General features: G+C 55.9%; 24 protein-coding genes and 1 riboswitch. Of the genes, 17 read left to right on the top strand and 7 right to left on the bottom strand.

The window, feature by feature from the left end:
* Positions 1–288: 288 nt before the first annotated feature.
* Together modF and modE are read right to left on the bottom strand one after the other, a co-directional pair.
* The gene (modF, locus tag F3J37_RS09105) at positions 289–1,761 is read right to left on the bottom strand and encodes a molybdate ABC transporter ATP-binding protein ModF (protein WP_166933066.1); all 1,473 of its coding nucleotides are present in this window, start codon (positions 1,759–1,761) and stop codon (positions 289–291) included.
* A gap of 76 nt (positions 1,762–1,837) precedes the next feature.
* Positions 1,838–2,620, bottom strand: a complete 783-nt coding sequence (gene modE / locus F3J37_RS09110) for a molybdenum-dependent transcriptional regulator (RefSeq protein ID WP_166933067.1) — start codon at positions 2,618–2,620, stop codon at positions 1,838–1,840.
* Between the two features lie 117 nt (positions 2,621–2,737).
* Here modE and F3J37_RS09115 point away from each other — a divergent pair, with 117 nt between their 5' ends.
* The 4 genes from F3J37_RS09115 (at position 2,738) to modC (ending at position 5,546) form a co-directional block, all read left to right on the top strand.
* A complete protein-coding gene (locus F3J37_RS09115; RefSeq protein WP_013508338.1) occupies positions 2,738–2,896 on the top strand; it encodes an AcrZ family multidrug efflux pump-associated protein in 159 nt (52 codons plus the stop codon).
* Positions 2,897–3,025: 129 nt separating this feature from the next.
* Complete coding sequence (gene modA, locus F3J37_RS09120) at positions 3,026–3,799, top strand: molybdate ABC transporter substrate-binding protein (RefSeq protein WP_097117398.1); 774 nt, start codon at positions 3,026–3,028, stop codon at positions 3,797–3,799.
* Positions 3,796–4,488: a molybdate ABC transporter permease subunit gene (gene modB, locus F3J37_RS09125; protein WP_166933069.1), complete on the top strand. Its 693-nt coding sequence runs from the start codon at positions 3,796–3,798 to the stop codon at positions 4,486–4,488. The genes modA and modB overlap by 4 nt, the downstream gene beginning before the upstream one ends.
* Positions 4,488–5,546, top strand: coding sequence for a molybdenum ABC transporter ATP-binding protein ModC (gene modC, locus F3J37_RS09130; RefSeq protein WP_166933070.1), 1,059 nt, complete (start codon positions 4,488–4,490; stop codon positions 5,544–5,546). The genes modB and modC overlap by 1 nt, the downstream gene beginning before the upstream one ends.
* A 154-nt stretch (positions 5,547–5,700) precedes the next feature.
* Here modC and F3J37_RS09135 read toward each other — a convergent pair whose 3' ends face one another.
* Positions 5,701–6,519 carry a pyridoxal phosphatase gene (locus F3J37_RS09135; protein ID WP_166933072.1) on the bottom strand — a complete coding sequence of 273 codons (819 nt, stop codon included), beginning with the start codon at positions 6,517–6,519 and terminating at the stop codon, positions 5,701–5,703.
* A 149-nt stretch (positions 6,520–6,668) separates the two neighbouring features.
* On the opposite strand from F3J37_RS09135, the gene pgl reads away from it, so the two are divergent.
* A complete protein-coding gene (gene pgl / locus F3J37_RS09140; RefSeq protein WP_166933073.1) occupies positions 6,669–7,664 on the top strand; it encodes a 6-phosphogluconolactonase in 996 nt (331 codons plus the stop codon).
* A gap of 34 nt (positions 7,665–7,698) precedes the next feature.
* Here the strand turns inward: pgl and F3J37_RS09145 are convergent, their stop codons facing one another.
* A complete protein-coding gene (locus tag F3J37_RS09145; protein WP_166933074.1) occupies positions 7,699–8,175 on the bottom strand; it encodes a kinase inhibitor in 477 nt (158 codons plus the stop codon).
* A 70-nt stretch (positions 8,176–8,245) separates the two neighbouring features.
* Entirely contained in the window at positions 8,246–9,538 is a 1,293-nt protein-coding gene (gene bioA / locus F3J37_RS09150; protein WP_166933076.1) for an adenosylmethionine--8-amino-7-oxononanoate transaminase, read from the bottom strand.
* 87 nt (positions 9,539–9,625) lie between these two features.
* Here bioA and bioB point away from each other — a divergent pair, with 87 nt between their 5' ends.
* From bioB to bioD, 4 genes are read left to right on the top strand one after another with little or no spacing between them, the layout of a single operon-like run.
* Positions 9,626–10,657: a biotin synthase BioB gene (gene bioB / locus F3J37_RS09155; RefSeq protein WP_034821141.1), complete on the top strand. Its 1,032-nt coding sequence runs from the start codon at positions 9,626–9,628 to the stop codon at positions 10,655–10,657.
* Positions 10,657–11,808: an 8-amino-7-oxononanoate synthase gene (gene bioF, locus F3J37_RS09160; RefSeq protein ID WP_166933078.1), complete on the top strand. Its 1,152-nt coding sequence runs from the start codon at positions 10,657–10,659 to the stop codon at positions 11,806–11,808. Before bioB ends, bioF begins: the two co-directional genes overlap by 1 nt.
* A complete protein-coding gene (bioC, locus tag F3J37_RS09165; protein ID WP_166933080.1) occupies positions 11,792–12,547 on the top strand; it encodes a malonyl-ACP O-methyltransferase BioC in 756 nt (251 codons plus the stop codon). Before bioF ends, bioC begins: the two co-directional genes overlap by 17 nt.
* Entirely contained in the window at positions 12,544–13,218 is a 675-nt protein-coding gene (gene bioD, locus F3J37_RS09170) for a dethiobiotin synthase (protein ID WP_166933082.1), read from the top strand. Before bioC ends, bioD begins: the two co-directional genes overlap by 4 nt.
* A gap of 197 nt (positions 13,219–13,415) precedes the next feature.
* Here bioD and F3J37_RS09175 read toward each other — a convergent pair whose 3' ends face one another.
* Entirely contained in the window at positions 13,416–14,132 is a 717-nt protein-coding gene (locus F3J37_RS09175; RefSeq protein WP_034821129.1) for an ABC transporter ATP-binding protein, read from the bottom strand.
* Positions 14,133–15,040: 908 nt separating this feature from the next.
* Between F3J37_RS09175 and uvrB the strand changes: the two genes are divergently transcribed.
* Positions 15,041–17,062, top strand: a complete 2,022-nt coding sequence (gene uvrB, locus F3J37_RS09180) for an excinuclease ABC subunit UvrB (protein WP_034821123.1) — start codon at positions 15,041–15,043, stop codon at positions 17,060–17,062.
* Between the two features lie 143 nt (positions 17,063–17,205).
* On the opposite strand, the gene F3J37_RS09185 is transcribed toward uvrB, so the two are convergent.
* Positions 17,206–18,105 (bottom strand): gluconeogenesis factor YvcK family protein, encoded by a 900-nt coding sequence (locus F3J37_RS09185; RefSeq protein ID WP_034821119.1) that lies wholly within the window; start codon positions 18,103–18,105, stop codon positions 17,206–17,208.
* A 194-nt stretch (positions 18,106–18,299) separates the two neighbouring features.
* Positions 18,300–18,434, top strand: a riboswitch (molybdenum cofactor riboswitch).
* Between F3J37_RS09185 and moaA the strand changes: the two genes are divergently transcribed.
* The 7 genes from moaA (at position 18,423) to F3J37_RS09220 (ending at position 23,065) form a co-directional block, all read left to right on the top strand.
* Positions 18,423–19,409 carry a GTP 3',8-cyclase MoaA gene (gene moaA, locus F3J37_RS09190; RefSeq protein WP_166933084.1) on the top strand — a complete coding sequence of 329 codons (987 nt, stop codon included), beginning with the start codon at positions 18,423–18,425 and terminating at the stop codon, positions 19,407–19,409. (Overlaps the previous riboswitch by 12 nt.)
* A gap of 17 nt (positions 19,410–19,426) precedes the next feature.
* Positions 19,427–19,942: a molybdenum cofactor biosynthesis protein B gene (gene moaB, locus F3J37_RS09195; protein ID WP_034821116.1), complete on the top strand. Its 516-nt coding sequence runs from the start codon at positions 19,427–19,429 to the stop codon at positions 19,940–19,942.
* A gap of 2 nt (positions 19,943–19,944) precedes the next feature.
* Positions 19,945–20,430: a cyclic pyranopterin monophosphate synthase MoaC gene (gene moaC / locus F3J37_RS09200; protein WP_097117386.1), complete on the top strand. Its 486-nt coding sequence runs from the start codon at positions 19,945–19,947 to the stop codon at positions 20,428–20,430.
* Positions 20,423–20,668, top strand: coding sequence for a molybdopterin synthase sulfur carrier subunit (gene moaD, locus F3J37_RS09205; RefSeq protein WP_166933085.1), 246 nt, complete (start codon positions 20,423–20,425; stop codon positions 20,666–20,668). Before moaC ends, moaD begins: the two co-directional genes overlap by 8 nt.
* 2 nt (positions 20,669–20,670) lie before the next feature.
* The gene (gene moaE, locus F3J37_RS09210; protein ID WP_166933087.1) at positions 20,671–21,123 is read left to right on the top strand and encodes a molybdopterin synthase catalytic subunit MoaE; all 453 of its coding nucleotides are present in this window, start codon (positions 20,671–20,673) and stop codon (positions 21,121–21,123) included.
* Between the two features lie 82 nt (positions 21,124–21,205).
* Positions 21,206–22,300 carry a DUF1615 domain-containing protein gene (locus tag F3J37_RS09215; protein WP_166933089.1) on the top strand — a complete coding sequence of 365 codons (1,095 nt, stop codon included), beginning with the start codon at positions 21,206–21,208 and terminating at the stop codon, positions 22,298–22,300.
* A gap of 57 nt (positions 22,301–22,357) precedes the next feature.
* On the top strand, positions 22,358–23,065 hold the full coding sequence (locus tag F3J37_RS09220; RefSeq protein WP_034821101.1) for a Bax inhibitor-1/YccA family protein: 708 nt from the start codon (positions 22,358–22,360) through the stop codon (positions 23,063–23,065).
* Positions 23,066–23,197: the final 132 nt, after the last annotated feature.

The following is a 23,197-nucleotide window of genomic DNA, read 5'->3' on the forward strand; positions in this document are numbered from 1 at the left end:
ACGGCAAACGGATCAAAATCACTGCGATCAAGGTAGCACAAAGGCGGGCCCCAAAGCGTGATCCAGTCTGGATAAATGGTATCGTTTACACAAGGTGACGATTCTCATTTTGTGGGGTTATGCGGTGAGTTTGCTGAAATACCAGGCGGGTAAATGGTAGCGGTTACATCGGCTATTCAATGAGGTGCATATCAATGCGCACGCGACAATATAAAGGGTTTAGCAGAAGGCCGGATTGAAGCATAAATATGCCCCTACGATGCAGGGGCGGGGTTGATGACGACGAGGTTAGCGCAAATCATCCTGCTGGAATCCGTATCCTTCATCCTGCTTCACAAAGCTCAGGCGATGAGTAATACACTGCGGCGCATCTTCAGCGTGGTGTGAGACAAACAGCAACTGCGTTCGTCCTTCACCAATCAGCACATCAACAAAGCGGCGCACCAGCTGGCGGTTAATTGGATCGAGCCCCTGCAGCGGCTCATCCAGAATGAGCAGGGTAGGATGTTTGACCAGCGCACGCGCAATCAGCACCAGGCGCTGCTGGCCCCATGACAAACCGTGGAACGGCGCATCGGCCAGATGATTGTCCATGCCCAATAAGGCCAGCCACTGGCGCGCCAGCGCTTTCTGCCGATCCGAAGCGGGTTGATACAAGCCGATCGAATCGAAAAAGCCCGAGAGCACCACGGTGCGCACGTTGCAGCTGACACGATAATCGAGATGCAAACTGCTGCTGACGTAACCAATGTGCTGTTTGATGTCCCAAATGGTTTCACCGCTGCCGCGACGGATACCAAACAGGGTTAAGTCGTTGCTGTAGCCTTGCGGATGATCGCCGGTCACCAGACTCAACAGAGTGGATTTACCCGCGCCGTTGGGCCCCACAATTTGCCAGTGCTCGCCGGGATTCACCTGCCAGCTCAGCCCATCGATCACCGCTTTATCGTTATACGACACCACACCATTACGCAGAACAACACGCGGCGCATCTTCCGCCAGTTGTGGTAACTGATCCGGTGCATCCGCTTCTGGCAACGCCATGCCGTCGAGTTTCTCACTGTGTGCCAGTTGCGCCACCAGTGCTTCTGCCAGTATCGCCTGGCGTTTGCCCACGTGGGTCAGGGTGCACTCGGCCAGCACACCGACCTGTTGCACAAAGTTAGGAATATCGTCAAAGCGGTTGAGCACCAGCACCACGGTAAAGCCATGCTGGTGCAGATCGCTCAGCGTCTCCGCCAGGCTGGCGCGTGAGGCAACATCTAACCCATCGAAAGGTTCATCGAGAATCAATAAATCGGGCTGCGCCATCAGCGCCTGGCACAACAGCGTTTTGCGCGTCTCGCCGGTGGAGAGGTATTTGAAGCGGCGATCGAGCAGATAGGTGATGCCAAACTGCTGGGCCAGCGCCTGACACCGCGACTCATCTTTCACTTCATCCTGAATGATCTGTGCGGCGGTGCGCCCGGTATCGTCTTCGCCTTCACTCAGCAGATCGGTGTTGTTGCGTTCCCACTCCTGCGCCACCAGCTTTTGCAGCTGCTCCAGCGAGAGGCGCGTGCGACGCTGAAAGTCCTGGGTAACCGCGCCTTTACCCGGCGAGAGTTCACCAGAAAGTGCGCGCGCCAGGGAGGATTTACCGCTGCCGTTGGCGCCGACAAAGGCCCAGCTTTCGCCGCTGTTGACAGTCAGATCGTTGAGGGACAGTGCTCGGGTGTCGCTAAGGTGAAATATTCCTTGCGAAATTTGCAATGAAGCCATGATTCATTCCGTTTTATGCATCGTGTTACTCAGTTGTAGCGAGCGACGCAGACGAAGTCAAATCATGGCCTGGATTTCAGAGCAGTGTGGCGATGATGGCGTGTTCGGCATTAAAACTGGCGGTCACGCTGTCGCCAGGCTGCAGATTCTGCTGTTGAACCTGCGCGTTATTCACCGTCGCGCACAGGGTTTCACCGCTTGGCAGTGTCATCAACACTTCGCTGACCTGTTCACCCGGCTCAATGGCGCTGATCGTTACCTGCAATTGATTATCGCTGTTTACCGCATCCCGGCTCACCTGAATCCACGGCGCTTTGATCAGCACCAGCACCTCTTTGCCGCTGTCGAGTTGCAAACGTTCGGCACTGCGTTCGGTGATTGCCACCTGCAAACGCGTGACGCCATCGGCCAGTTGAACCTCAATGTGCTGCTGCACCTGATGGTGATCGCGCGCCATCACCGTGCCAAATAGCTGATTGCGCGCACTGGTTTGCAGGGAGAAACGCGCAATCGCCGCCAGTAAACTGTCGAGCGGCAGGCTGTCGTTTTGCAGCGCATCAAAGGCTTTCTGCTGGATCTGCTCCATCAGGTGAAACAGCTGAATCAGACGCTCGCCATAGCGCGTCAGCTGCGCGCCGCCGCCGCCTTTGCCTCCGGTGGCGCGGTCGACTAAGGTTTGATCAGCCATCTGATTCATGTCGTTGATGGCGTCCCAGGCACTTTTGTAGCTGATACCCGCTAACTTAGCGCCCTGGCTGATGGAGCCGGTTTCCTGCACGCGTTTCAGCAGTTCGATGCGGCGTGGGTCGGCAAACAACTTCTGCTGAAGACGAATATGAAGAGAAAGTTCTGCCTGCATGTCAGCTCCTTAAGTGAGTAAGACAAGTGTAAGGCCAAAAGTAAAAGCACGAAAAGGGCAGTGCGTTTTTTTCCCTAACCGTTACAATCACTTTTTTATTTTCTGCGTGAGGTTTCCATGCTGGAACTGCTTAAAAGCCTGGCTGTGGCTGTCATCATGGTGCCAATTGTGATGGCCATTATGCTCGGTCTGATTTACGGCCTGGGTGAAGTGTTCAACGTCATCTCCAAATTTGGCCGCCGCGACGATCGTCCTGCCAACAGCTCGCAACACTGATTTTATAAGCGCCCGCATTCAGCGGGCGTTTTTTCTTTAACTTCCCCTCAATTCTGCCGATATTAAGTTCATGACAGCATTTGTCCCTGCGTTGTATTATCAAATATATAACGTAACAAGGAGTAAAAAATGCTGAAAATCAATTACCGCTGGGCTGCTGTTACCGTACTGACTGTTTCCATGGCCGGTCACGCTGTGGCGGCAGAGAAGATCACCGTGTTTGCTGCGGCATCGTTAACCAATGCGATGCAGGATATTGCCACGCAATATCAGAAAAAAAGCGGCGTTGAAGTGGTATCGTCCTTCGCCTCATCCTCGACGCTGGCGCGCCAGATCGAACAGGGGGCACCGGCCGATCTGTTTATCTCTGCTGACCAGCAGTGGATGGACTACGCAGTGGATAAAAAGAGTGTGGTGGAGAACACCCGCTACACCTTGCTGGGCAATGATTTAGTGTTGGTGGCACCGAAAAGCGACAGCGCAAAAGCGGTGACTATCAATGCAAAAACTGACTGGAAAAGTTTGCTGAAAGGCGAGCGTCTGGCGGTGGGCGATCCGGATCATGTCCCGGCAGGGATTTATGCCAAAGAAGCCCTGCAAAAGCTGGGCGCGTGGGATACGGTGTCGCCGCAGCTTGCACCGGCTAACAACGTCCGTGCCGCATTGGCGCTGGTTGAACGCAATGAATCACCGTATGGCATCGTGTACGGTTCTGATGCGGTTGCCAGTGACAAAGTGCAGGTGGTAGGACGCTTCCCGGACGATAGCCACAAGCCAGTGGAATATCCGATGGCGGTGGTAAAAGATCATCAGAACGCAACGGTTGAAGCCTTCTACAAATATTTGCAGGGGCCGGACGCCGCTGCTGTGTTTAAACAGTATGGATTTGCGCCGAAGAAATGATACTCAGTGATCCCGAATGGCAGGCCGTTTTTCTCAGCTTAAAAGTCTCCAGCGTAGCGGTGCTGTTTAGCTTGCCGTTTGGCATCATGATGGCCTGGATTCTGGCACGTTGCCGGTTTCCAGGTAAAACCTTACTCGACAGTCTTATCCATTTGCCGCTGGTATTGCCACCGGTGGTGGTGGGATATCTGTTGCTGATTGCACTGGGCCGACGTGGATTCATCGGCGAGTGGCTTTACGACTGGTTCGGTTTCACCCTGGCCTTTAGCTGGCAGGGCGCGGTGTTGGCTTCAGCAGTGATGGCGTTTCCTTTGATGGTGCGGGCGATTCGTCTGGCACTGGAAGCGGTGGATACCAAACTGGAACAGGCAGCACGCACGCTCGGTGCCGGTCGCTGGCGCGTGTTCTTCACTATCACCTTGCCGCTTACGCTCCCGGGTATCATTGTCGGTACCGTTCTCGCTTTCGCCCGTTCACTGGGTGAGTTTGGCGCCACCATCACCTTCGTTTCGAATATCCCCGGCGAGACGCGCACCATTCCCTCGGCGATGTTCACCCTGATTGAAACCCCCGGCGCAGAAGGCACTGCCGCACGCTTGTGTGCGGTGGCCATTGCGCTGGCGCTGTTATCGCTAGTGGCTTCCGAGCTGCTGGCACGCTGGGGCCGCAAGCGGTTAGGGGCAGCCTGATGCTTAATCTCAATATTTCCCAGCTGCTGGGCGATCACCAACTGGACGTCAACGTGCAGATCCCCGGCAGCGGCATTACGGCGATCTTCGGTGTGTCCGGCGCGGGAAAAACCTCGCTAATTAACGCGATTGGCGGTTTGACACAGCCGCAAAGCGGCCAGATTCAGCTCAACGATCGTCTGCTGTTTGATTCGGCGACGCAGGTCAATCTGCCGCCGGAAAAACGCCGCGTTGGCTATGTGTTCCAGGACGCTCGGCTGTTTCCGCACTATCGGGTGCGCGGCAATTTGCAATATGGCATGGCAGCTGCCATGAAGCCGCAGTTTAACGCGCTGGTGGCATTACTGGGCCTCGAGCCCCTGCTGAGCCGTTTTCCGGCCTCGTTGTCAGGCGGCGAGAAACAGCGCGTGGCGATTGGCCGTGCACTGCTTACCGCGCCCGACATCTTATTGATGGATGAGCCGCTGGCGTCGCTGGATCTGCCACGCAAACGCGAATTGATGCCATATTTGCAAAAGCTGGCGAAACAGGTCGATATTCCGATTCTTTATGTCTCGCACAGCCTGGATGAAATTCTGCAACTGGCGGACAACGTGCTGGTGCTCGACAACGGCAAGGTCAAAGCCTTTGGCTCGCTGGAGAAGGTGTGGAGTAGTGCAGCCATGCGCCCGTGGCTGCCGATAGCCGATCGCAGCAGCGTGCTCAGAGTGCAGGTTCTGGAACAGCATCCCGATTACCCGATGACGGCACTCTCTTTGGGGGATCAGCATATCTGGGTAAGCCGTGTTAACCAGCCGCTGAAAACCGCACTGCGTATTCGTATCGCGTCCGGTGATGTGTCACTGGCCTTACAGCCGCCACAAAACACCTCGGTACGCAATATCCTGCCAGCTCAGGTGGTCGAGTTATTAGAGATTGACGATCAGGTTGAAGTTAAGCTGCGTATTGGCATTAGCGAGCTGTGGGCGCGAATTTCGCCGTGGGCGCGAGATGAGCTGGGGATCCGGCCCGATCAATGGCTGTATGCGCAAATTAAGAGTGTGGCGATCACGGCTTGACCTTAGGGTCATCAAGGGCGATCAGACAAAATGTGTGCGATGTGCGGATGAAAGCACCCGGTGTGACCCTCATTATTAACGATGAGGTGCAGCAGCGGCCGCACCTTAAGCATTCGCAAGGTGCGCCCTGATGCGCACCGCGAACATCCTGTGCTTACAGGACTTCCTGATAAATCACTTCGGCAATACCTGGCTCCAGATTGGTGCCAATCACTTTTTTGCTGCGCGCTTTAATCGCCTCATCAGCATTGCCCATCGCCACGCCTAAACCGACCTGTTCCAGCATGCTGAGATCGTTGTAGTTATCGCCGAACGCCAGCACATCCTGCATGCTGAAGCCCTGGCACTCTACCCACTGTGCCAGACGCTTGCCTTTGCTGTTGCCCGCCTGCGCGATATCCACCTGATCGTGCCACGACCATTCACACGCCAGGCCGAGTTCGGCCTCAGTGCGTTCAGCGAACTGCTGCAATGCACGGGTGTCAGGATGCGAAAGAGCGAACTTCCAGATGGATTGCGCATCCAGCGCCGCCTGCGCCAGGCTTGGCACCTGCAGGAACAGAGGACGCTGCGCTTCCGGCAGGGATTGTGCCCAGTTCAGGGTGCGGGTCACATGGCCTGTCGGCTCCTGATACAGCATGGCATCATCGACATACAGCAGGCCGTGAATGTTCTCCTGATCGAGCATCTCAATCACGCGGCTCGCCTGGCTTTTTTCCAGCGGATCGGAAGCCAATACCTTTTTCGCCTGATAATCGTACAAGTAGGTGCCGTTACAGCAGATTGCGGGTGTATCCAACTGCAGCGCCTGATAAAAAGGATGAATGGCGCAGTGGTGGCGACCGGTCACAATCAGCACTTTGACCCCCGCCTGTTGTGCGCGGGCTAAAGCTTCGATCGATTCAGGCAAAATGGTTTTTGTGGGGGTCAGCAGGGTGCCGTCAAGGTCAAGGGCGATTACGCGGTAGCTCATTACACTTTCCGTCCGGGAGTTAGCAAAGCATTGAGTCTACACCCGGCAGCGGCCCTGAGACAAAAAACAGGGCACAAATGAATCCAGCGCGGCAAAATGAAACGCGCTACAGTTATCCCTTTCATCAGGCAGCGAATAAGGAAAAACGCATGAAACAAGTCGTGTATACCGCCAGTCCCGAGAGCCAGCAGATCCATGCGTGGCAGTTGCAGGAAGATGGCGCACTGACGTTATTGCAGGTCACGGATGTGGCCGGTCAGGTGCAGCCGATGGTGGTGAGCCCGAAGAAAGATTTCCTCTATGTCGGTGTTCGTCCGAATTTTCGCGTATTAGCGTATCGCATTGCGGCCGACGGTTCTCTGAGTCTGGCGGGTGAAGCGCCACTGCCGGGCAGCCCAACGCATATTTCGACCGATCGCCAGGGTAAATTCCTGTTCTGCGGTTCTTACAATGATGCATGCGTCAGCATCAGCCCGATCGACAGCGATGGTTTGCCGCAAGCCCCAAGCCAGGTGATTGGCGGCATGGATGGCTGCCATTCAGCCAATATCGATCTCAGCAACCAAATGCTGTTTGTGCCAGCACTGAAGCAGGATCGTATCTGCCTGTTCCAGCTTAACGCCGATGGCACTCTGGCACCGCGCGAGCAAGCACAGGTCACCACGGTTGAAGGTGCGGGTCCGCGCCATATGGCATTCCATCCAAATGGCGCGTACGGCTATGTGGTGAATGAACTTGATAGCACCGTGGATGTGTGGGCACTGAACAACGTGCATGGTCAGGTTGAGCGTGTGCAGAGTCTGGATATGATGCCAAAAGATTTCAGCGACACGCGCTGGGCGGCTGATATCCATATCACGCCAGACGGCCGTTTCCTCTACGCCTGTGATCGCACCAGCAGCACCCTTACTGCATTTAGCATCAGCGAAGATGGCTCAGTGCTGGCGATTGAAGGTTATCAGCCGACCGAAACTCAGCCGCGCGGCTTCAATATCGATAACAGCGGTCAGTATCTGGTGGCGGCAGGTCAGAAGTCGCACCATATCGAAGTCTACAAGATTGCCGATCGCGGTCTGTTGCAACCGCTGGCGCGCTACGCGGTAGGACAAGGTCCGATGTGGGTGGTGATTCACACCCTGGATTGATGATAAAACGGCGCCATTCGGCGCCGTTCTCATTTCAAGAATACAGAACTGTGATCGACGCGCTTGCCAGTGCATGGAAGTGCACATTAAAGCCGACCATGGCGCCGCTCGCGCCGGCGTCGACATCAATCTTATCGGTGTCCATCGCGTGCACCGTAAAGATATAGCGATGCGGATCACCCTGCGGTGGTGCTGCACCACCGTAGCCGGTTTGTCCGAAATCGGTACGGGTTTGAATTGCACCTGGAGGCAGTTCGACCACGCCTGAACCAGAGCCTTGCGGCAACTCGGTGACGTCAGCCGGAATATTTGCCACGACCCAGTGCCACCAGCCAGAACCGGTGGGGGCATCCGGATCGAAGCAGGTCACCACAAAACTCTTTGTCCCAGCAGGCACTTCATCCCACGCCAGATGGGGTGACAGATTGTCACCCTGACGTCCCATCCCATTGAAAACGTGACGTTCGGGCATTTTATCGCCGTCTTTAAAATCCTGGCTAACTACGCGCATGACTTCTCCTTTTTCCGTTGTGCAGTGTGCTCTCCATCATGGTGGAAAACGCGCGCCACTTCCAGTTCGCTTAGGCCAGGAAATGTGCCTCAACGTCCAATGCCGCGCGCACCGCCTGGGTTAACTGCGCCAGCTCTGCGGCAGAAATCAGATAAGGTGGCATCAGATAGATCAGCTTGCCGAACGGCCTAATCCATACGCCACGCTCGACAAAGAATTGCTGCAGCGCCGCCATATTGACCGGTGAACGCGTTTCAATCACACCAATCGCGCCCAGCACGCGTGCATCCACCACCGCATGATGCTCACGCAACGGCAACAACTCACGACGCAGTTGCTGTTCAATCGCCGCCACCTGCGCAGGCCAGAGTCCCTCGTTGATCATTGTCAGGCTTTCAACAGCCACCGCACAGGCTAGCGGATTGCCCATAAAGGTCGGGCCATGCATAAAGCAACCTGCCGCACTGCGGCTAATGGTGTCGGCCACTTCGCGCGTGGTCAACGTGGCGGAGAGCGTCATGGTGCCGCCGGTCAGCGCTTTACCGAGGCAGAGAATATCTGGCGTAATCCCGGCGTGCTCACAGGCAAACAGCTTGCCGCTGCGGCCAAAGCCGGTGGCGATTTCATCGGCAATCAGCAGGATACCGTAGCGGTCGCACAGCTCACGCACCTGTTGCAGGTAGCGCGGGTGATAGAAACGCATACCGCCTGCGCCTTGCACAATCGGTTCAAGGATCACCGCGGCAATGTCGCGATGGTTCGTCTCGGCTAACCGGGCGAAATCAGCGAAGTCCGCATCGTTCCACTCGTCATCAAAACCGCACTGCGGCGCAGCGGCAAACAGATGCTCGGGCAGATAGCCACGCCACAGGCTGTGCATCGAATTTTCCGGATCGCACACCGACATGGCGGCGAAGGTATCGCCGTGATAGCCGCGTTTCAGCGTCAGGAATTTTTGTCGCGTTTCACCGCGCCCCAGCCAGTACTGCAACGCCATTTTCATCGACACTTCGACGGCAATCGACCCCGAATCGGCAAGGAACACGCACTCCAGCGCTTCAGGGGTCATCTCGACCAGTTGACGGCTTAATGCCACTGCCGACGGATGGGTAATGCCCCCAAACATCACGTGTGACATCTGCGCCATTTGCTGCGTCAGCGCCTTGTTGAGACGAGGATGGTTATAGCCATGAATCGCTGCCCACCACGACGACATCCCATCAACCAGTTCACGTCCATCGGCCAGCTGGAGCTGGCAACCGTGCGCCGCGACCACCGGATAACAGGGCAGGGGATCGCGCATTGACGTGTAAGGATGCCAGATATGCTGGCGGTCAAAGTTGAGGTCGTCTTGGGTGAACATCGATCTTGTAAACCATTTTGAAAAGATTTAGTTTACAAGTATAACCACGTTAATCGTCGGGATGAACCCCTTTTTTTGGAGTAAGCAATGGCAAACCGCTGGACACTGACACAAGCCCAGGCTCTGTTCGATAAACCTTTCCTTGAGCTGATGTTCGAAGCGCAGCAAGTTCACCGTCAGCATTTTGACCCGCGTCAGGTGCAGGTCAGTACGCTGCTGTCGATCAAAACCGGTGCCTGCCCGGAAGATTGTAAATACTGCCCGCAGAGTGCGCGCTACAAAACCGGGCTGGAGTCCGAGCGGCTGATGGAAGTGGAAGCGGTGCTGGAATCGGCGCGTAAAGCCAAAGCGGCAGGATCAAGCCGCTTCTGTATGGGTGCTGCGTGGAAAAACCCGCACGAACGCGACATGCCGTATCTGGAGCAGATGGTGCAGGGCGTTAAAGCCATGGGCATGGAAACCTGCATGACGCTGGGCACGCTGGATAACACCCAGGCGGAGCGTTTGGCCAGCGCCGGGCTGGATTTCTACAACCACAACCTCGATACCTCGCCGGAATTCTACGGCAGCATCATCACCACCCGCAGCTATCAGGAACGCCTGGATACGCTGGATAAAGTGCGCGGCGCAGGCATCAAAGTCTGTTCTGGCGGCATCGTTGGTTTGGGTGAAACCGTGAAAGACCGCGCTGGCTTGCTGGTGCAATTGGCGAACCTGCCGACACCGCCCGAGAGCGTGCCGATCAACATGCTGGTGAAAGTCAAAGGCACGCCACTGGCCGATAACGATGACGTTGAGCCGTTCGACTTTATCCGCACTATCGCCGTGGCGCGTATTATGATGCCATCGTCACACGTCCGCCTGTCCGCGGGTCGTGAGCAGATGAGCGAACAGACGCAGGCGATGTGCTTTATGGCCGGCGCTAACTCGATTTTCTACGGCTGCAAGCTGCTGACCACGCCAAACCCGGAGGAGGACAAAGATCTGATTCTGTTCCGCAAGCTGGGCCTGAATCCAGAACATACCGCCACTACCGCCGGTGATAACGAACAGCAGTATCAGCTCAGTGAGCAGCTGGTGCATGCTGATACCGAGCAGTTCTACAACGCGGCGGTGTGATGGGCTGGTCATCTCGCATCGAACAGGCGCTGGCGGCGCGACGTGATGCCGATGGCTGGCGTCTGCGACGCCGGGTTGAACACAACAGCGTGCGCGAGATAACGCTGGAGGGGCGTTCATACCGGCACTTCTCCAGCAATGATTATCTCGGGCTGAGCCAGCATCCGGCGGTGATTGCGGCCTGGCAACAGGGCGCGGCAGAGGCGGGAGCGGGAGCGGGCGCATCGGGTCATGTGACGGGCTATAGCCGTCATCATGCACAGTTAGAAGAGCAGCTGGCTGACTGGCTGGGCTATAAACGCGCACTGCTGTTTATCTCTGGCTTTGCCGCCAACCAGGCGGTGATCCACCTGCTGGCTGAAAAGCAGGATCGCATTCTTGCTGATAAGCTGGCGCATGCTTCATTACTGGATGCTGCCAGCCACACTCCCGCCACATTACGCCGCTTTGCGCACAACCAGCCGGAGAGTCTGGCAAAACTGCTGGCTAGCCCGTCGGAAGGCGGTACGCTGGTGGTGACCGAAGGCATATTCAGCATGGATGGTGACAGCGCACCGCTCGCCGCTCTTGCTGAAGAGACGCGCCGCGCCAACGGCTGGCTGCTGGTGGATGATGCGCACGGTATTGGCGTGCACGGTGAGCAGGGGCGCGGCAGTTGCTGGCAGCAGGGCGTGAAGCCGGAATTGCTGATTGTCACTTTTGGCAAGGGCTTTGGCGTCAGCGGTGCAGCGCTGCTGTGTGACGATGCTACTGCGGATTACGTCGAACAGTTTTCACGCCATCTGATCTACTCCACCGCGATGCCACCGGCACAGTGTTGTGCGCTGCTGGCGGCGCTGCACCAGATCCAGCAGGGCGATGAACTGCGTGAGCGGCTGAATAGTCATATTGCGCGATTCCGGGCGGGTGCCGCTGATTTGCCCTGGCAACTGATGCCATCAGCCAGTGCTATTCAGCCGTTGATCGTCGGCGAAAATAGCGCGGCGCTGGCGTTGTCACAACGACTGGCACAAGCGGGATGCTGGGTTAGCGCCATTCGTCCTCCGACGGTGCCGCCGGGCACGGCGCGGCTGCGCATTACGCTCACTGCTGCCCATCATAACGACGATATTGATCGTCTGCTGGAGGCGCTGTATGACGCTGCAGGTTAACAAGCTAGCGGTCGCCAAAGCGTTTGGCCGTGCGGCACAGCATTACGAGCAGCATGCCGAGCTGCAACGGCAGAGCGGCGATGCGCTACTGGCGCTGGCACCCGCGGGGTTCGGGCCCCATCTGCTGGATGCGGGCTGTGGCACCGGTTGGTACAGCCGCTACTGGCGCGATCGTGGGCGCGAACTGACGGCGCTGGATCTCTCCAGCGCGATGCTGGACGCCGCGCGTGAGCAGCGCTCGGCGCAGCACTATCTGCAAGGCGATATCGATCATCTGCCGCTGCCGGATGCGTGCGTCGATGGCGTGTGGAGCAATCTGGCGGTGCAGTGGAGCAGCGATCTGCGCCTGGCGTTGCAGCAGTTTTTGCGCGTCACACGGCCGGGTGGCAGCGTGCTGTTCTCAACCTTGCTCGATGGCTCCCTGCATGAAGTGCATGAAGCCTGGGCTCGGTTAGATGGCCGTCAGCACGCCAATCGTTTTCTCAGCGCAGCGCAGTTCTCTGCCGCTCTCACAGGTTTACCGGCGCAGTGCCAGCCGCAGACTATCACGTTGCATTTCCCCAGCGCGCTGAGTGCCATGCGTTCTTTGAAAGGCATTGGTGCTACGCATCTGCACGACGGCCGTGGCGCACAGCCGCTCACACGCTCGCAGCTCACGCAACTGGAGCAGCACTGGCCGCAGGATACGCAGGGTTATCGTCTTAGTTATCACTTGATGTACGGAGTTTTGAGCAAATGACACGCTGGTTTATTACCGGAACGGATACCGAAGTGGGCAAAACGGTCGCCAGTGGCGCACTGTTGCAGGCGGCAAGCGCAGCAGGTTTACGCACCGCAGGATACAAGCCCGTGGCATCGGGCTGCGAGATCACCCCAGAGGGCGTGCGTAACAGCGATGCGCTAGCGTTGCAGCGCTACAGCAGCCTGGCGCTCAGCTATGAGCAGGTGAATCCACTGGCATTTGTCGAGCCGACGTCACCGCATATTGTCAGCGCGGAAGAGGGCAGGCCGATTGCGTTTTCTGCGCTGTCAGCCGGATTGCGAGCGCTGGAGCAGCAGGCCGAATGGGTATTGGTTGAAGGTGCGGGCGGCTGGTTTACGCCATTATCCGAGACGCAGACCTATGCTGACTGGGTCGACGCGGAACAACTGCCGGTGATTCTGGTGGTGGGGGTGAAGCTAGGTTGTATTAACCACGCGATGCTGACAGCGGAAGCGGTGAAGGCGCGAGGGTTGCGGTTAGCCGGTTGGATTGCCAATGATATTCAGCCGCCAGGTAAACGACATGCCGAGTACATGGCCACGCTGCGTCAACGTATTGATGCACCGTTCCTCGGTGAAATTCCCTATCTGGACAGCGAAGCACAACAGGCCGAGTGCGGTCAGTATTTAACGTTGCCGCAGTCATGAGCCTGTTTCAGATGCGCATTCATGCGCACTCTACTTCATATCGCCCGTAGGATCGTTATGGATGGCGATTCGATGTCAGGTACGCAACAGTGCGCACCTGACATCATTTCGTCCGTAGGGCCGCCATAGACCAGCACCTTCAATGTCAGAATGTGATGCAACATTTTGGCTGCAGTTTATCGATGGCGACCACATCATCATGTCGCTGTCAGCCACTTATTCACCGTCACATCATCCAGCAAAGCGACTTTACCCTGCGCCACATTGCGACCACGGTGAAGCAGCAGGAAATAGTCTGCCACGCGGCGGATGAAGGAGACATGCTGCTCCAGCAGTAAAATGGTCAGGCCGTAATCGCGATTAAGACGGCGGATCAGGTTGCCCATCTCCTCTTCCAGCCACGGCGACATTCCTTCGGTCGGCTCATCCAGAATCAGCAGTTTAGGTTGCAGCACCAATGCTCGCGCCAGTGCCAGCTGCTGCTGTTGATCCATCGGCAATTCGCCACTGCGCTGATGACGCAAGGAATAGAGTGCCGGGAACAGATCAAACACCATTTCAGGAATGGCACGGCTGCGATCGTCCTGAGCGGCCATCAGCGCGATCATCAAATTATCTTCCACGCTCATCTGCGAAAAGATATGGCGACCTTGCGGCACATAGCCAATCCCCATGCGCGCACGCTGTTCGGCGGGCTGCAGCAACAAATTCTCGGGTGGCGAGCCATCTTCCTGCCAGATCATTGAGCCACTGTTAATAGGCAAGCGACCCATAATGCAGTTCACCAGCGTGGTTTTGCCCATGCCAGGACTGCCCAGCACACCCGTACAGGTGCCGGGCGGCAGATCGAGATCCACATCCCAAAGGATATGGTTGTGACCGTAAAACTGATTCACCGAACGTAAACTCAGCATCTGACATACTCCTTCCAGATTATTTGCCTGAATGCTCCCGCTCTGTGTCGTCTGGCATACAGTCGTGCACGATTAAGGTGGACACTGCTGTTGATGGCCTGCAAGGCAAGCCGTATGGACTCGTCACTCCATCGTTAAACTACTGCAATTACCAGGCCAGGTTAATGGAACGGGATATTCTGAGTCAGAATCCAGCGAAAGCGGGCTTAAAAGGTGAGAAATACTTAATAATCCCACTGAGTAATAACCTGACTGCACTTTGACGGTGCTGAATGCTTAACGTTTCTGGTGCATCTGTTCACTGATAAGGCAATCACTGAAGAAATAAGTGGTCTTAAGGCATGGTTTTTACGAGAACAATGGTGCTTGACTTGCCAAAAGGATAGTTAAAGCGGTTTAAGGCAGGCGGAAAAAAAAACGAAAAAAAAATATTTCGCACGCCAGGATAAGAGCGGGGAAAATTATACACAGCTGATGGGCTCGGGGCTGGATTCAGTTATCCACTATTCCTGTGGATAACCTTGTGCATTAGCGACTGAAAACCGCGTGGAAGCGAGGAAATACGCGGCCTGCATACATTATGCTGCGAAACTGGACTTTAGAACCATTACCAATAAAATCAGCAGGTTAATTAAAAGCAAGCCTGAGATTTTTCTGCCTTGTCATCGGACTGCAATTTAATGACGCTCTCTTGACAAATGTTAAAAGCGTCACGGCTCTGGGGATAACCTTGCGCAACAAGCTTTTGTCTTTTGCCGCTTAAATTGCACTGAAGCGAGACAGGTGCTTTCCCCGTTATCGTGCAAGATATCTGTAAATATATCCAGTATTTTTTTCTGGCAAATTCGTCATAGCAGAGTAGAATTATCAGCCTGCTCGCTGACATCTTCTGCAGGAACCGCAAAACCATGAGTAAAGCCTTCAAACTCAACTCTGATTTCAAACCTTCAGGCGATCAGCCTGAGGCCATTCGTCGTCTTGAAGAGGGGCTGGAGGATGGTCTCGCACATCAAACCCTACTGGGGGTAACCGGATCGGGTAAAACCTTTACCATCGCCAACGTGATTGCCGATCTCAATCGCCCGACGATGGTGATGGCACCAAACAAAACGCTGGCGGCGCAGTTATACGGTGAGATGAAAGAGTTCTTCCCGGATAACGCCGTGGAGTTTTTTGTCTCTTATTACGATTACTACCAGCCTGAAGCCTATGTGCCGAGTTCCGACACCTTTATTGAGAAGGATGCGGCGGTCAACGAGCACATTGAACAGATGCGTCTCTCAGCCACCAAAGCGATGCTGGAGCGCCGTGATGTGATTGTGGTGGCCTCGGTCTCGGCGATTTACGGCCTGGGCGATCCCGATCTCTATCTGAAAATGATGCTGCACCTTACGCGCGGCATGATTATCGACCAGCGCAGCATTCTGCGCCGTCTGGCGGAGCTGCAGTATACCCGCAACGATCAGGTGTTCCAGCGTGGCACCTTCCGCGTGCGTGGCGAAGTGATCGACATCTTCCCGGCTGAATCCGACGACATCGGCTTGCGTGTCGAACTGTTTGACGAAGAAGTTGAGCGTCTGTCGCTGTTCGATCCGTTGACCGGGCAGATTGAGTCCGTGATCCCGCGTTTCACCATCTATCCGAAAACGCACTACGTGACGCCACGCGAACGTATTCTGCAGGCGATGGAAGAGATCAAGGTCGAGCTGGTGGATCGTCGCAAGGTGCTGCTGGAGAACAATAAACTGCTGGAAGAGCAGCGCATCAGCCAGCGTACCCAGTTCGATCTCGAAATGATGAACGAACTCGGCTACTGCTCTGGCATTGAAAACTACTCGCGCTATCTCTCGGGTCGCGGTCCGGGCGAGCCACCGCCGACCTTATTTGACTACCTGCCCGCCGATGGATTGCTGGTGGTGGACGAATCGCACGTCACCATCCCCCAGATTGGCGGCATGTATCGCGGCGACCGCGCACGTAAAGAGACGCTGGTAGAATATGGCTTCCGCTTGCCTTCGGCGCTGGATAACCGTCCGATGCGTTTTGAAGAGTTTGAAGCGCTGGCACCGCAAACCATCTATGTTTCGGCCACGCCGGGTAACTATGAGCTGGAAAAATCCGGTGACGAAGTGATTGATCAGGTGGTACGTCCCACCGGGCTACTGGATCCGATTCTGGAAGTGCGTCCGGTCGCCACTCAGGTGGATGACTTACTATCAGAAATTCGCAAACGCGTGGCGATCAATGAACGTGTGCTGGTCACTACGCTGACCAAACGCATGGCGGAAGATCTTACCGAATATCTGGTGGAGCACGGCGAGAAGGTGCGCTATCTGCACTCCGATATCGATACGGTTGAACGTATGGAGATCATTCGTGATTTGCGTCTCGGTGAGTTCGATGTGCTGGTGGGCATCAACTTACTGCGCGAAGGTCTCGACATGCCGGAAGTGTCGCTGGTGGCGATCCTCGATGCGGATAAAGAGGGCTTCCTGCGTTCCGAACGCTCACTGATCCAGACTATTGGCCGTGCGGCGCGTAACATCAACGGTAAGGCGATTCTGTACGCTGATAAGATCACCCCTTCGATGGAACGCGCGATGGGCGAAACCGAACGTCGTCGTGAGAAGCAGCAGCGTTACAACGAAGAGAATGGCATTGTGCCGCAGGGCCTCAACAAGAAAATCACCGATATTCTTGAGTTGGGCAAAAACGTGGTGAAAACGCGCGGTAAGGGCAAAACCGCCTCACGTGTGGCGGCAGAAGAAGAGGCCAACTATCTGGCGCTGACGCCACAAGCCATGCAGAAGAAAATTCACGAGCTGGAAGTGCAGATGCAGCAGCACGCGCAGAATCTGGAGTTCGAAGAGGCCGCCAGTGTGCGCGACCAGTTGCACCAGCTGCGCGAGTTGTTTATCGCCGCCTCCTGATAGAAGCGAGAGGGTTTTGGCCGTCATCAAATGACGGCCCGACGAAAGCTTTCGTTAAGTCCTGTGAATAGCGCCCCCTACGCTGGCAGCGTTCTATACCTCTCTGCGTAGAAAGCGCAATCACGCGCACGACTTTCGCAAGGTCACACCGCCTGAATCGCATGTTCCAATGCAATCCGCAGCAGCTGGCGATCGTGGCGATACTTGATATCGGCGGCCTCCAGCGGTTCACGTACAATCAGGCGATCTTCCACACCGCTGACGTCTGCTGACGGGCTGACCACCACGGCATCAATCACTCGCCTGCCGATGGCTTTTTCCATCATTGCCAGTTTATCCGCCACCGTCAGGCTGGCGGCCGGGCTTAACTCACGTCCAAGATTGCCAATAAACACCATGGTGGCGGGCGTACGGCGCAGCGCGCGTGCCATCTCCTCCATCAGCAGAATTGGCATCAGGCTGGTGTAAAAACTGCCTGGGCCAATCAGGATCAAATCCGCTTCCGCAATCGCATCCAGTGCTTCTTTAGTGGGAGTAACATTGGGATGCAGCATCAACTCTTGCGGCGGTAGCTTCATTTCATCAATTGCCGTTTCGCCATACACCATATTGCCTTCGCAATCCTGCGCCACCAGGTCTACCGGTTGCTCCGACATCGGAATCAAGAAGGCATCGACTTTGAGCAGATTGCGAATGATGTTGATGGCTTCCAGCGGCCGCACGCTAAGGTGATCGAGCGCTTTGAGCATCAGATTACCGAGGTTGTGACCGGCCAGTTCGCCGTTACCGGCAAAACGGTATTCAAACATTGCCGACGCTACGCTCGGTTCCATGATCAACTGGTTCAGGCAATTACGCATATCTCCCCAGGCAATACCGCCTTCCGAACGACGAATGCGTCCGGTGGATCCGCCGTTATCGGTGGTGGTCACGATGCCGGTCAGGCGTGAGCCCAGCGGTGCCAGCGCCGACATCACACGACCCAGGCCGTGCCCGCCGCCCAGTGCTACCACGCGATCCAAATCTGCCAGGGTACGATTCATGCTGTTCCTTTTAACTGACAACTGCAGGTTGTCGTGCAGTTGAAGTGATGTGTATCAATATCTGCCGCGCATTTTACCGTATCCTGCGGCGAAAATGCGGTGAAAAAACGTTATGTATCAATATATATAGCGAAATTCACTGATGGATGCGAGGGAGAAATCGCGCTACCATTCGAATTAACCGTGTTGTCCACAATGACAACAGACTCCCAAGCCTTGCATGCCTAAGTCATAACGATATGGATGCCTGGCCGCAGCATCGCTGCCAGGGTGCAGAAAGAAATGACTGCATCTCCCGTATTTGGAAAGGTGTTCAGGTGCCACAATTTACAGATGCCTATGCGCGCAGCTTCTACTACTTGCGCCTGTCGGTCACGGATGTGTGTAACTTCCGTTGTACCTACTGTTTGCCGGACGGCTATAAACCGAACGGTAATCACAATAAAAGTTTCCTCTCGCTCGACGAGATTCGTCGCGTGACGCGTGCCTTTGCGGCCGCGGGCACGGAAAAAGTGCGCCTGACCGGCGGCGAACCCTCCATGCGGCGTGACTTCACCGATATCATCGCAGCAGTACGTGAAAACGCCGCCATTCGCCAGATCGCCATGACCACTAACGGCTACCGAATGGCGCGAGACGTGCGCGCGTGGCGTGATGCCGGGCTCACCCACATTAACGTTAGTGTCGATAGCCTCGATGCACGCCAGTTTCACGCCATCACCGGCCAGGACAAATTCGCGGAAGTGATGGCCGGAATTGATGCCGCGTTTGACGCCGGGTTCGAGAAGGTCAAAGTCAACAGCGTGCTGATGCGCGATCTCAACAGCCACAGCCTGGCGACCTTCCTCGACTGGATCCGCATCCGTCCAATTCAGCTGCGCTTTATCGAACTGATGGAAACCGGCGAGGGCGGTGATCTGTTCCGTCGTCATCACATCTCGGGTGAGGTGATTCGCAATCAGCTGATCATGCAGGGTTGGCAACGCCAGTCGCGCGGTCGCAGTGACGGACCCGCTCAGGTGTTCCGCCATCCTGACTATCAGGGTGAAGTCGGTTTGATCATGCCTTACGAAAAGGATTTTTGCGCCAGCTGCAACCGCCTGCGCGTGTCGGCAATGGGTAATTTACATCTGTGCCTGTTTGGCGACGGTGGCGTCTCGCTGCGCGATTTACTGGCATCCGACGATCAGCAGGGCGAACTACAGGCGCGTATTGCCCACAGTCTCGGGCAGAAAAAGCAGACGCATTTCCTGCATCAGGGCAACACCGGCATAACACAAAACCTCTCTTTCATTGGCGGCTAAACACAGGAGTTACAGCCATGGGTAAACCTACCGGCGAGTTTGTCGCCTTGAATGTGGCGGTGATGACCGTCTCGGACAGCCGTGATGCCAGCAATGATAGCTCGGGCGACTACTTGCGTGAGGCACTGACAGAAGCCGGGCATCAGGTGGTGGATCGCGCGATTGTGCCTGACAACCGTTACCGCATTCGCGCCACCGTGTCGCGCTGGATTGCCAGTGATGATGTGCAGGTGGTGATCGTCAATGGCGGCACCGGATTTAACAGCAAAAACAGTACGCCGGAAGCGCTGCTGCCGCTGTTCGACCGTGAAATTGACGGCTTTGGCGAACTGTTCCGGATGATCTCATACGAAGAGATTGGCAGTTCCACGCTGCAATCACGCGCGGTGGCCGGGCTGGCGAATCAGACGCTGATTTTCGCCGTGCCGGGATCAACCAATGCCTGCCGTAGCGGTTGGGAACGCATTATTGAAGAACAGCTGGATGCACGCACGCGCCCTTGTAATTTTGTCTCTCATTTGAAGAAGTTGTAAGCATGTCATCATTAACTCATATCAATGCCGCTGGTGAAGCCCATATGGTGGACGTCTCCGGCAAAACTGAAACGGTGCGTGAAGCCCAGGCTGAAGCACTGGTGCTGATGAGCGCGGAAACGCTGCAGATGATCATCGACGGCAGCCATCATAAAGGCGACGTGTTCGCCACGGCGCGCATTGCCGGCATTCAGGCCGCGAAACGCACCTGGGAGTTGATCCCGCTGTGCCATCCGCTGATGTTGAGCAAGGTGGAAGTGACGCTGGTGGCCGAGCCTGAGCACAACCGCGTGCGCGTCACCTCTCGTTGCCGTCTGACCGGAAAAACCGGCGTGGAAATGGAAGCGCTGACCGCCGCATCGGTGGCCGCGCTGACCATTTACGACATGTGCAAAGCGGTGCAGAAAGATATCGTGATTGATCAGTTGCGTCTGCTCAGCAAAAGCGGCGGTAAATCCGGCGACTTCCAGGCGGTGGCACATGATTAAGGTGCTGTTTTTTGCCCAGGTGCGTGAATTGACCGGCACCAGCGCGTTAGAGCTGAAACCGGAATATCAGGATGTAGCAACCTTGCGTGCAGCGCTGGCGGAGAGGAGCGATCGCTGGGCGCTGGCGCTGGAGTCCGGCAAATTGCTGGCAGCGGTCAATCAGACGCTGGTACCGATGAGCCACCCGCTGCGTGCGGGCGATGAAGTGGCATTCTTCCCGCCGGTCACCGGAGGATGAGCATGGCCACTCGTATTCGCGTCGGCGTTGAGCCTTTTGATGTTGGCGAGGAGTATCGCCAACTCGCCGCGCATGACAGTGATGGCGCGGTGGTCACCTTTACCGGCAAAGTGCGCAATCACAATCTCGGTGACAGCGTAGCCGCTTTAACCCTGGAACACTATCCGGGTATGACGGAAAAAGCGCTGGCGGAAATAGTCGCAGAGGCGCGTCAGCGCTGGGCGTTGCAGCAGGTGACGGTGATCCATCGCGTGGGCGAGCTGTTCCCTGGTGATGAAATTGTGTTTGTGGGCGTCAGCAGCGCCCATCGCAGTAGCGCATTTGCTGCTACCGAGTTCATCATGGATTACCTGAAAACCCGTGCGCCGTTCTGGAAGCGTGAAGCCACCGAACAGGGCGATCGTTGGGTCGATGCGCGCGACAGCGACCATCAAGCCGCCGAACGCTGGAAGTAGCGCGTAAAACCGACCTGCTCTGATAGCCGTAGCGAGTTGAAAACGTTAAGGTACGGGTTTTGCTGGCCTGTCAGGGAACAAGATGAATACCACTAAAATGCTCAAAGGCGCGGCGCTGCTCACCGCGCTGGTACTGGCCGGATGTAGTACCAAAAAAGAACCGCAGGCCCCCGCGCGGCAACCTGCCGACGTCAAATCTCAGATTCAAAAGTTACTGCCGAGCGATGTCAGCCAAAAAAGCGCCTGGGCAGACGACATCTACACCGCGTTTCGCGTCCAGCAGATCGATCCCAGCGCCAGTAACGTCTGTGCGGTGATCGCGGTCACCGATCAGGAGTCCAATTTCAGTGCCGATGCGCCTGTGCCCGGTTTACCCAAAATCGCCTGGGGTGAAATTGACCGCCGCGCCGCCAAAGTGCACGTTCCCGCCTTCTTAGTGCGCACCGCCTTACTGATTAAATCGCCCACCGGGGAAAGCTACGCCGCGCGACTGGATAAGGTGCGCAGTGAGAAAGAGCTGAGCGCAATTTTCGATGATTTCATCGATATGGTGCCGATGGGGCAGAAGCTGTTTGGCAATCTCAATCCGATTCACACCGGCGGCCCGATGCAGGTCAGCATTGAATTTGCCGAAGCGCATGCCAAAGGTTATCCGTATTCAATTGATGGCTCGATTCGCCGTGAAGTCTTCACGCGTCGTGGCGGCATCTATTTCGGTACGCTGCATTTGCTCGGCTATCCGGCGGATTACAGCCAGATGCTGTACCGTTTTGCCGATTTCAATGCCGGTTGGTACGCCAGCCGCAACGCCGCTTTCCAGGCAGCCGTAGCGCGCGCCAGCGGCATCAAACTGGCGCTGGACGGTGACTTAATTATGTACGGCAGCGAGCAAGCGGGTTCCACCGAATTAGCGGTGCGCACGCTGAGCAAGCAACTGGATATGAGCAATCGGGAAATTCGTCGCGACCTGGAGAAGGGCGATACGGAAAGCTTCAGCAGCAGCACGCTCTGGAAGCAGACGTTTATTCTGGCTGATAAAATGGCCGGTAAACGCCTGCCGCGCGAGATGCTGCCGGGCATTAAACTGGAGAGCCCGAAAATCACCCGCAATCTGACCACCGCCTGGTTTGCCCAGCGCGTAAATGGCCGATATCAGCAGTGCTTGACGCGCCGTTGACGCAATGCGGTGTAGACTCCACACTTAGAGCGTTTGTCTAACTTAAAGAGGTGCATCATGGACCGATATCCACGTAATGATTCAATCGTGCAGCAGGCGTCAACCGGGCTGCAGACATATATGGCGCAGGTCTATGGCTGGATGACCTGCGGCTTGCTGCTGACCGCGTTTGTCTCCTGGTTTGCAGCGCGCACGCCGGCGGTGATGGAGCTGGTGTTTGCAAATCGCATCACCTTCTTCGGGCTGATCATTGTGCAGCTGGCGGTAGTCTTTGTGCTGTCGGGCATGGTGCATCGTCTGAGCAGTACCTTAGCCACCGGGCTGTTTATGCTCTATTCAGCGCTAACGGGCCTGACGCTGGCGAGTATTTTCCTCGTCTACACCTATTCCTCTATCGCCAGCACCTTCTTCGTGACAGCGGGCATGTTCGGTGCCATGAGCTTCTACGGTTACACCACCAAGCGCGACCTAAGCCGCTTTGGCAGCCTGCTGTTTATGGCATTGATTGGTATCGTACTGGCGTCACTGGTGAACTTCTGGCTGAAAAGTCCGGCGCTGATGTGGGCGATCACCTATATCGGCGTAGTGGTGTTTGTCGGTCTGACCGCTTATGACACCCAGAAACTGAAATCGATTGGTGAAACCATCAACGTTAATGACAAAGAGAATCTGCGTCGTTACTCAATCATGGGTGCATTGACGCTGTATCTCGACTTCATCAACCTGTTCCTGATGTTGCTGCGTATTTTCGGCAACCGTCGTTAACTCTGCAGCACCGCTTCTGGCTGGTATCAATGCGCCCCCTGCAACATCCGAACAGGATGCTTGTAGGGGGCGCAATTCATGACAGGCAACGTGCATCAATGTAAATCTGCACAGAATTTTGTCGGGTGCGCC

Source organism: Candidatus Pantoea communis, from assembly GCF_011752685.1.
In the GTDB taxonomy this organism is placed as follows: Bacteria; Pseudomonadota; Gammaproteobacteria; order Enterobacterales; family Enterobacteriaceae; genus Pantoea; species Pantoea communis.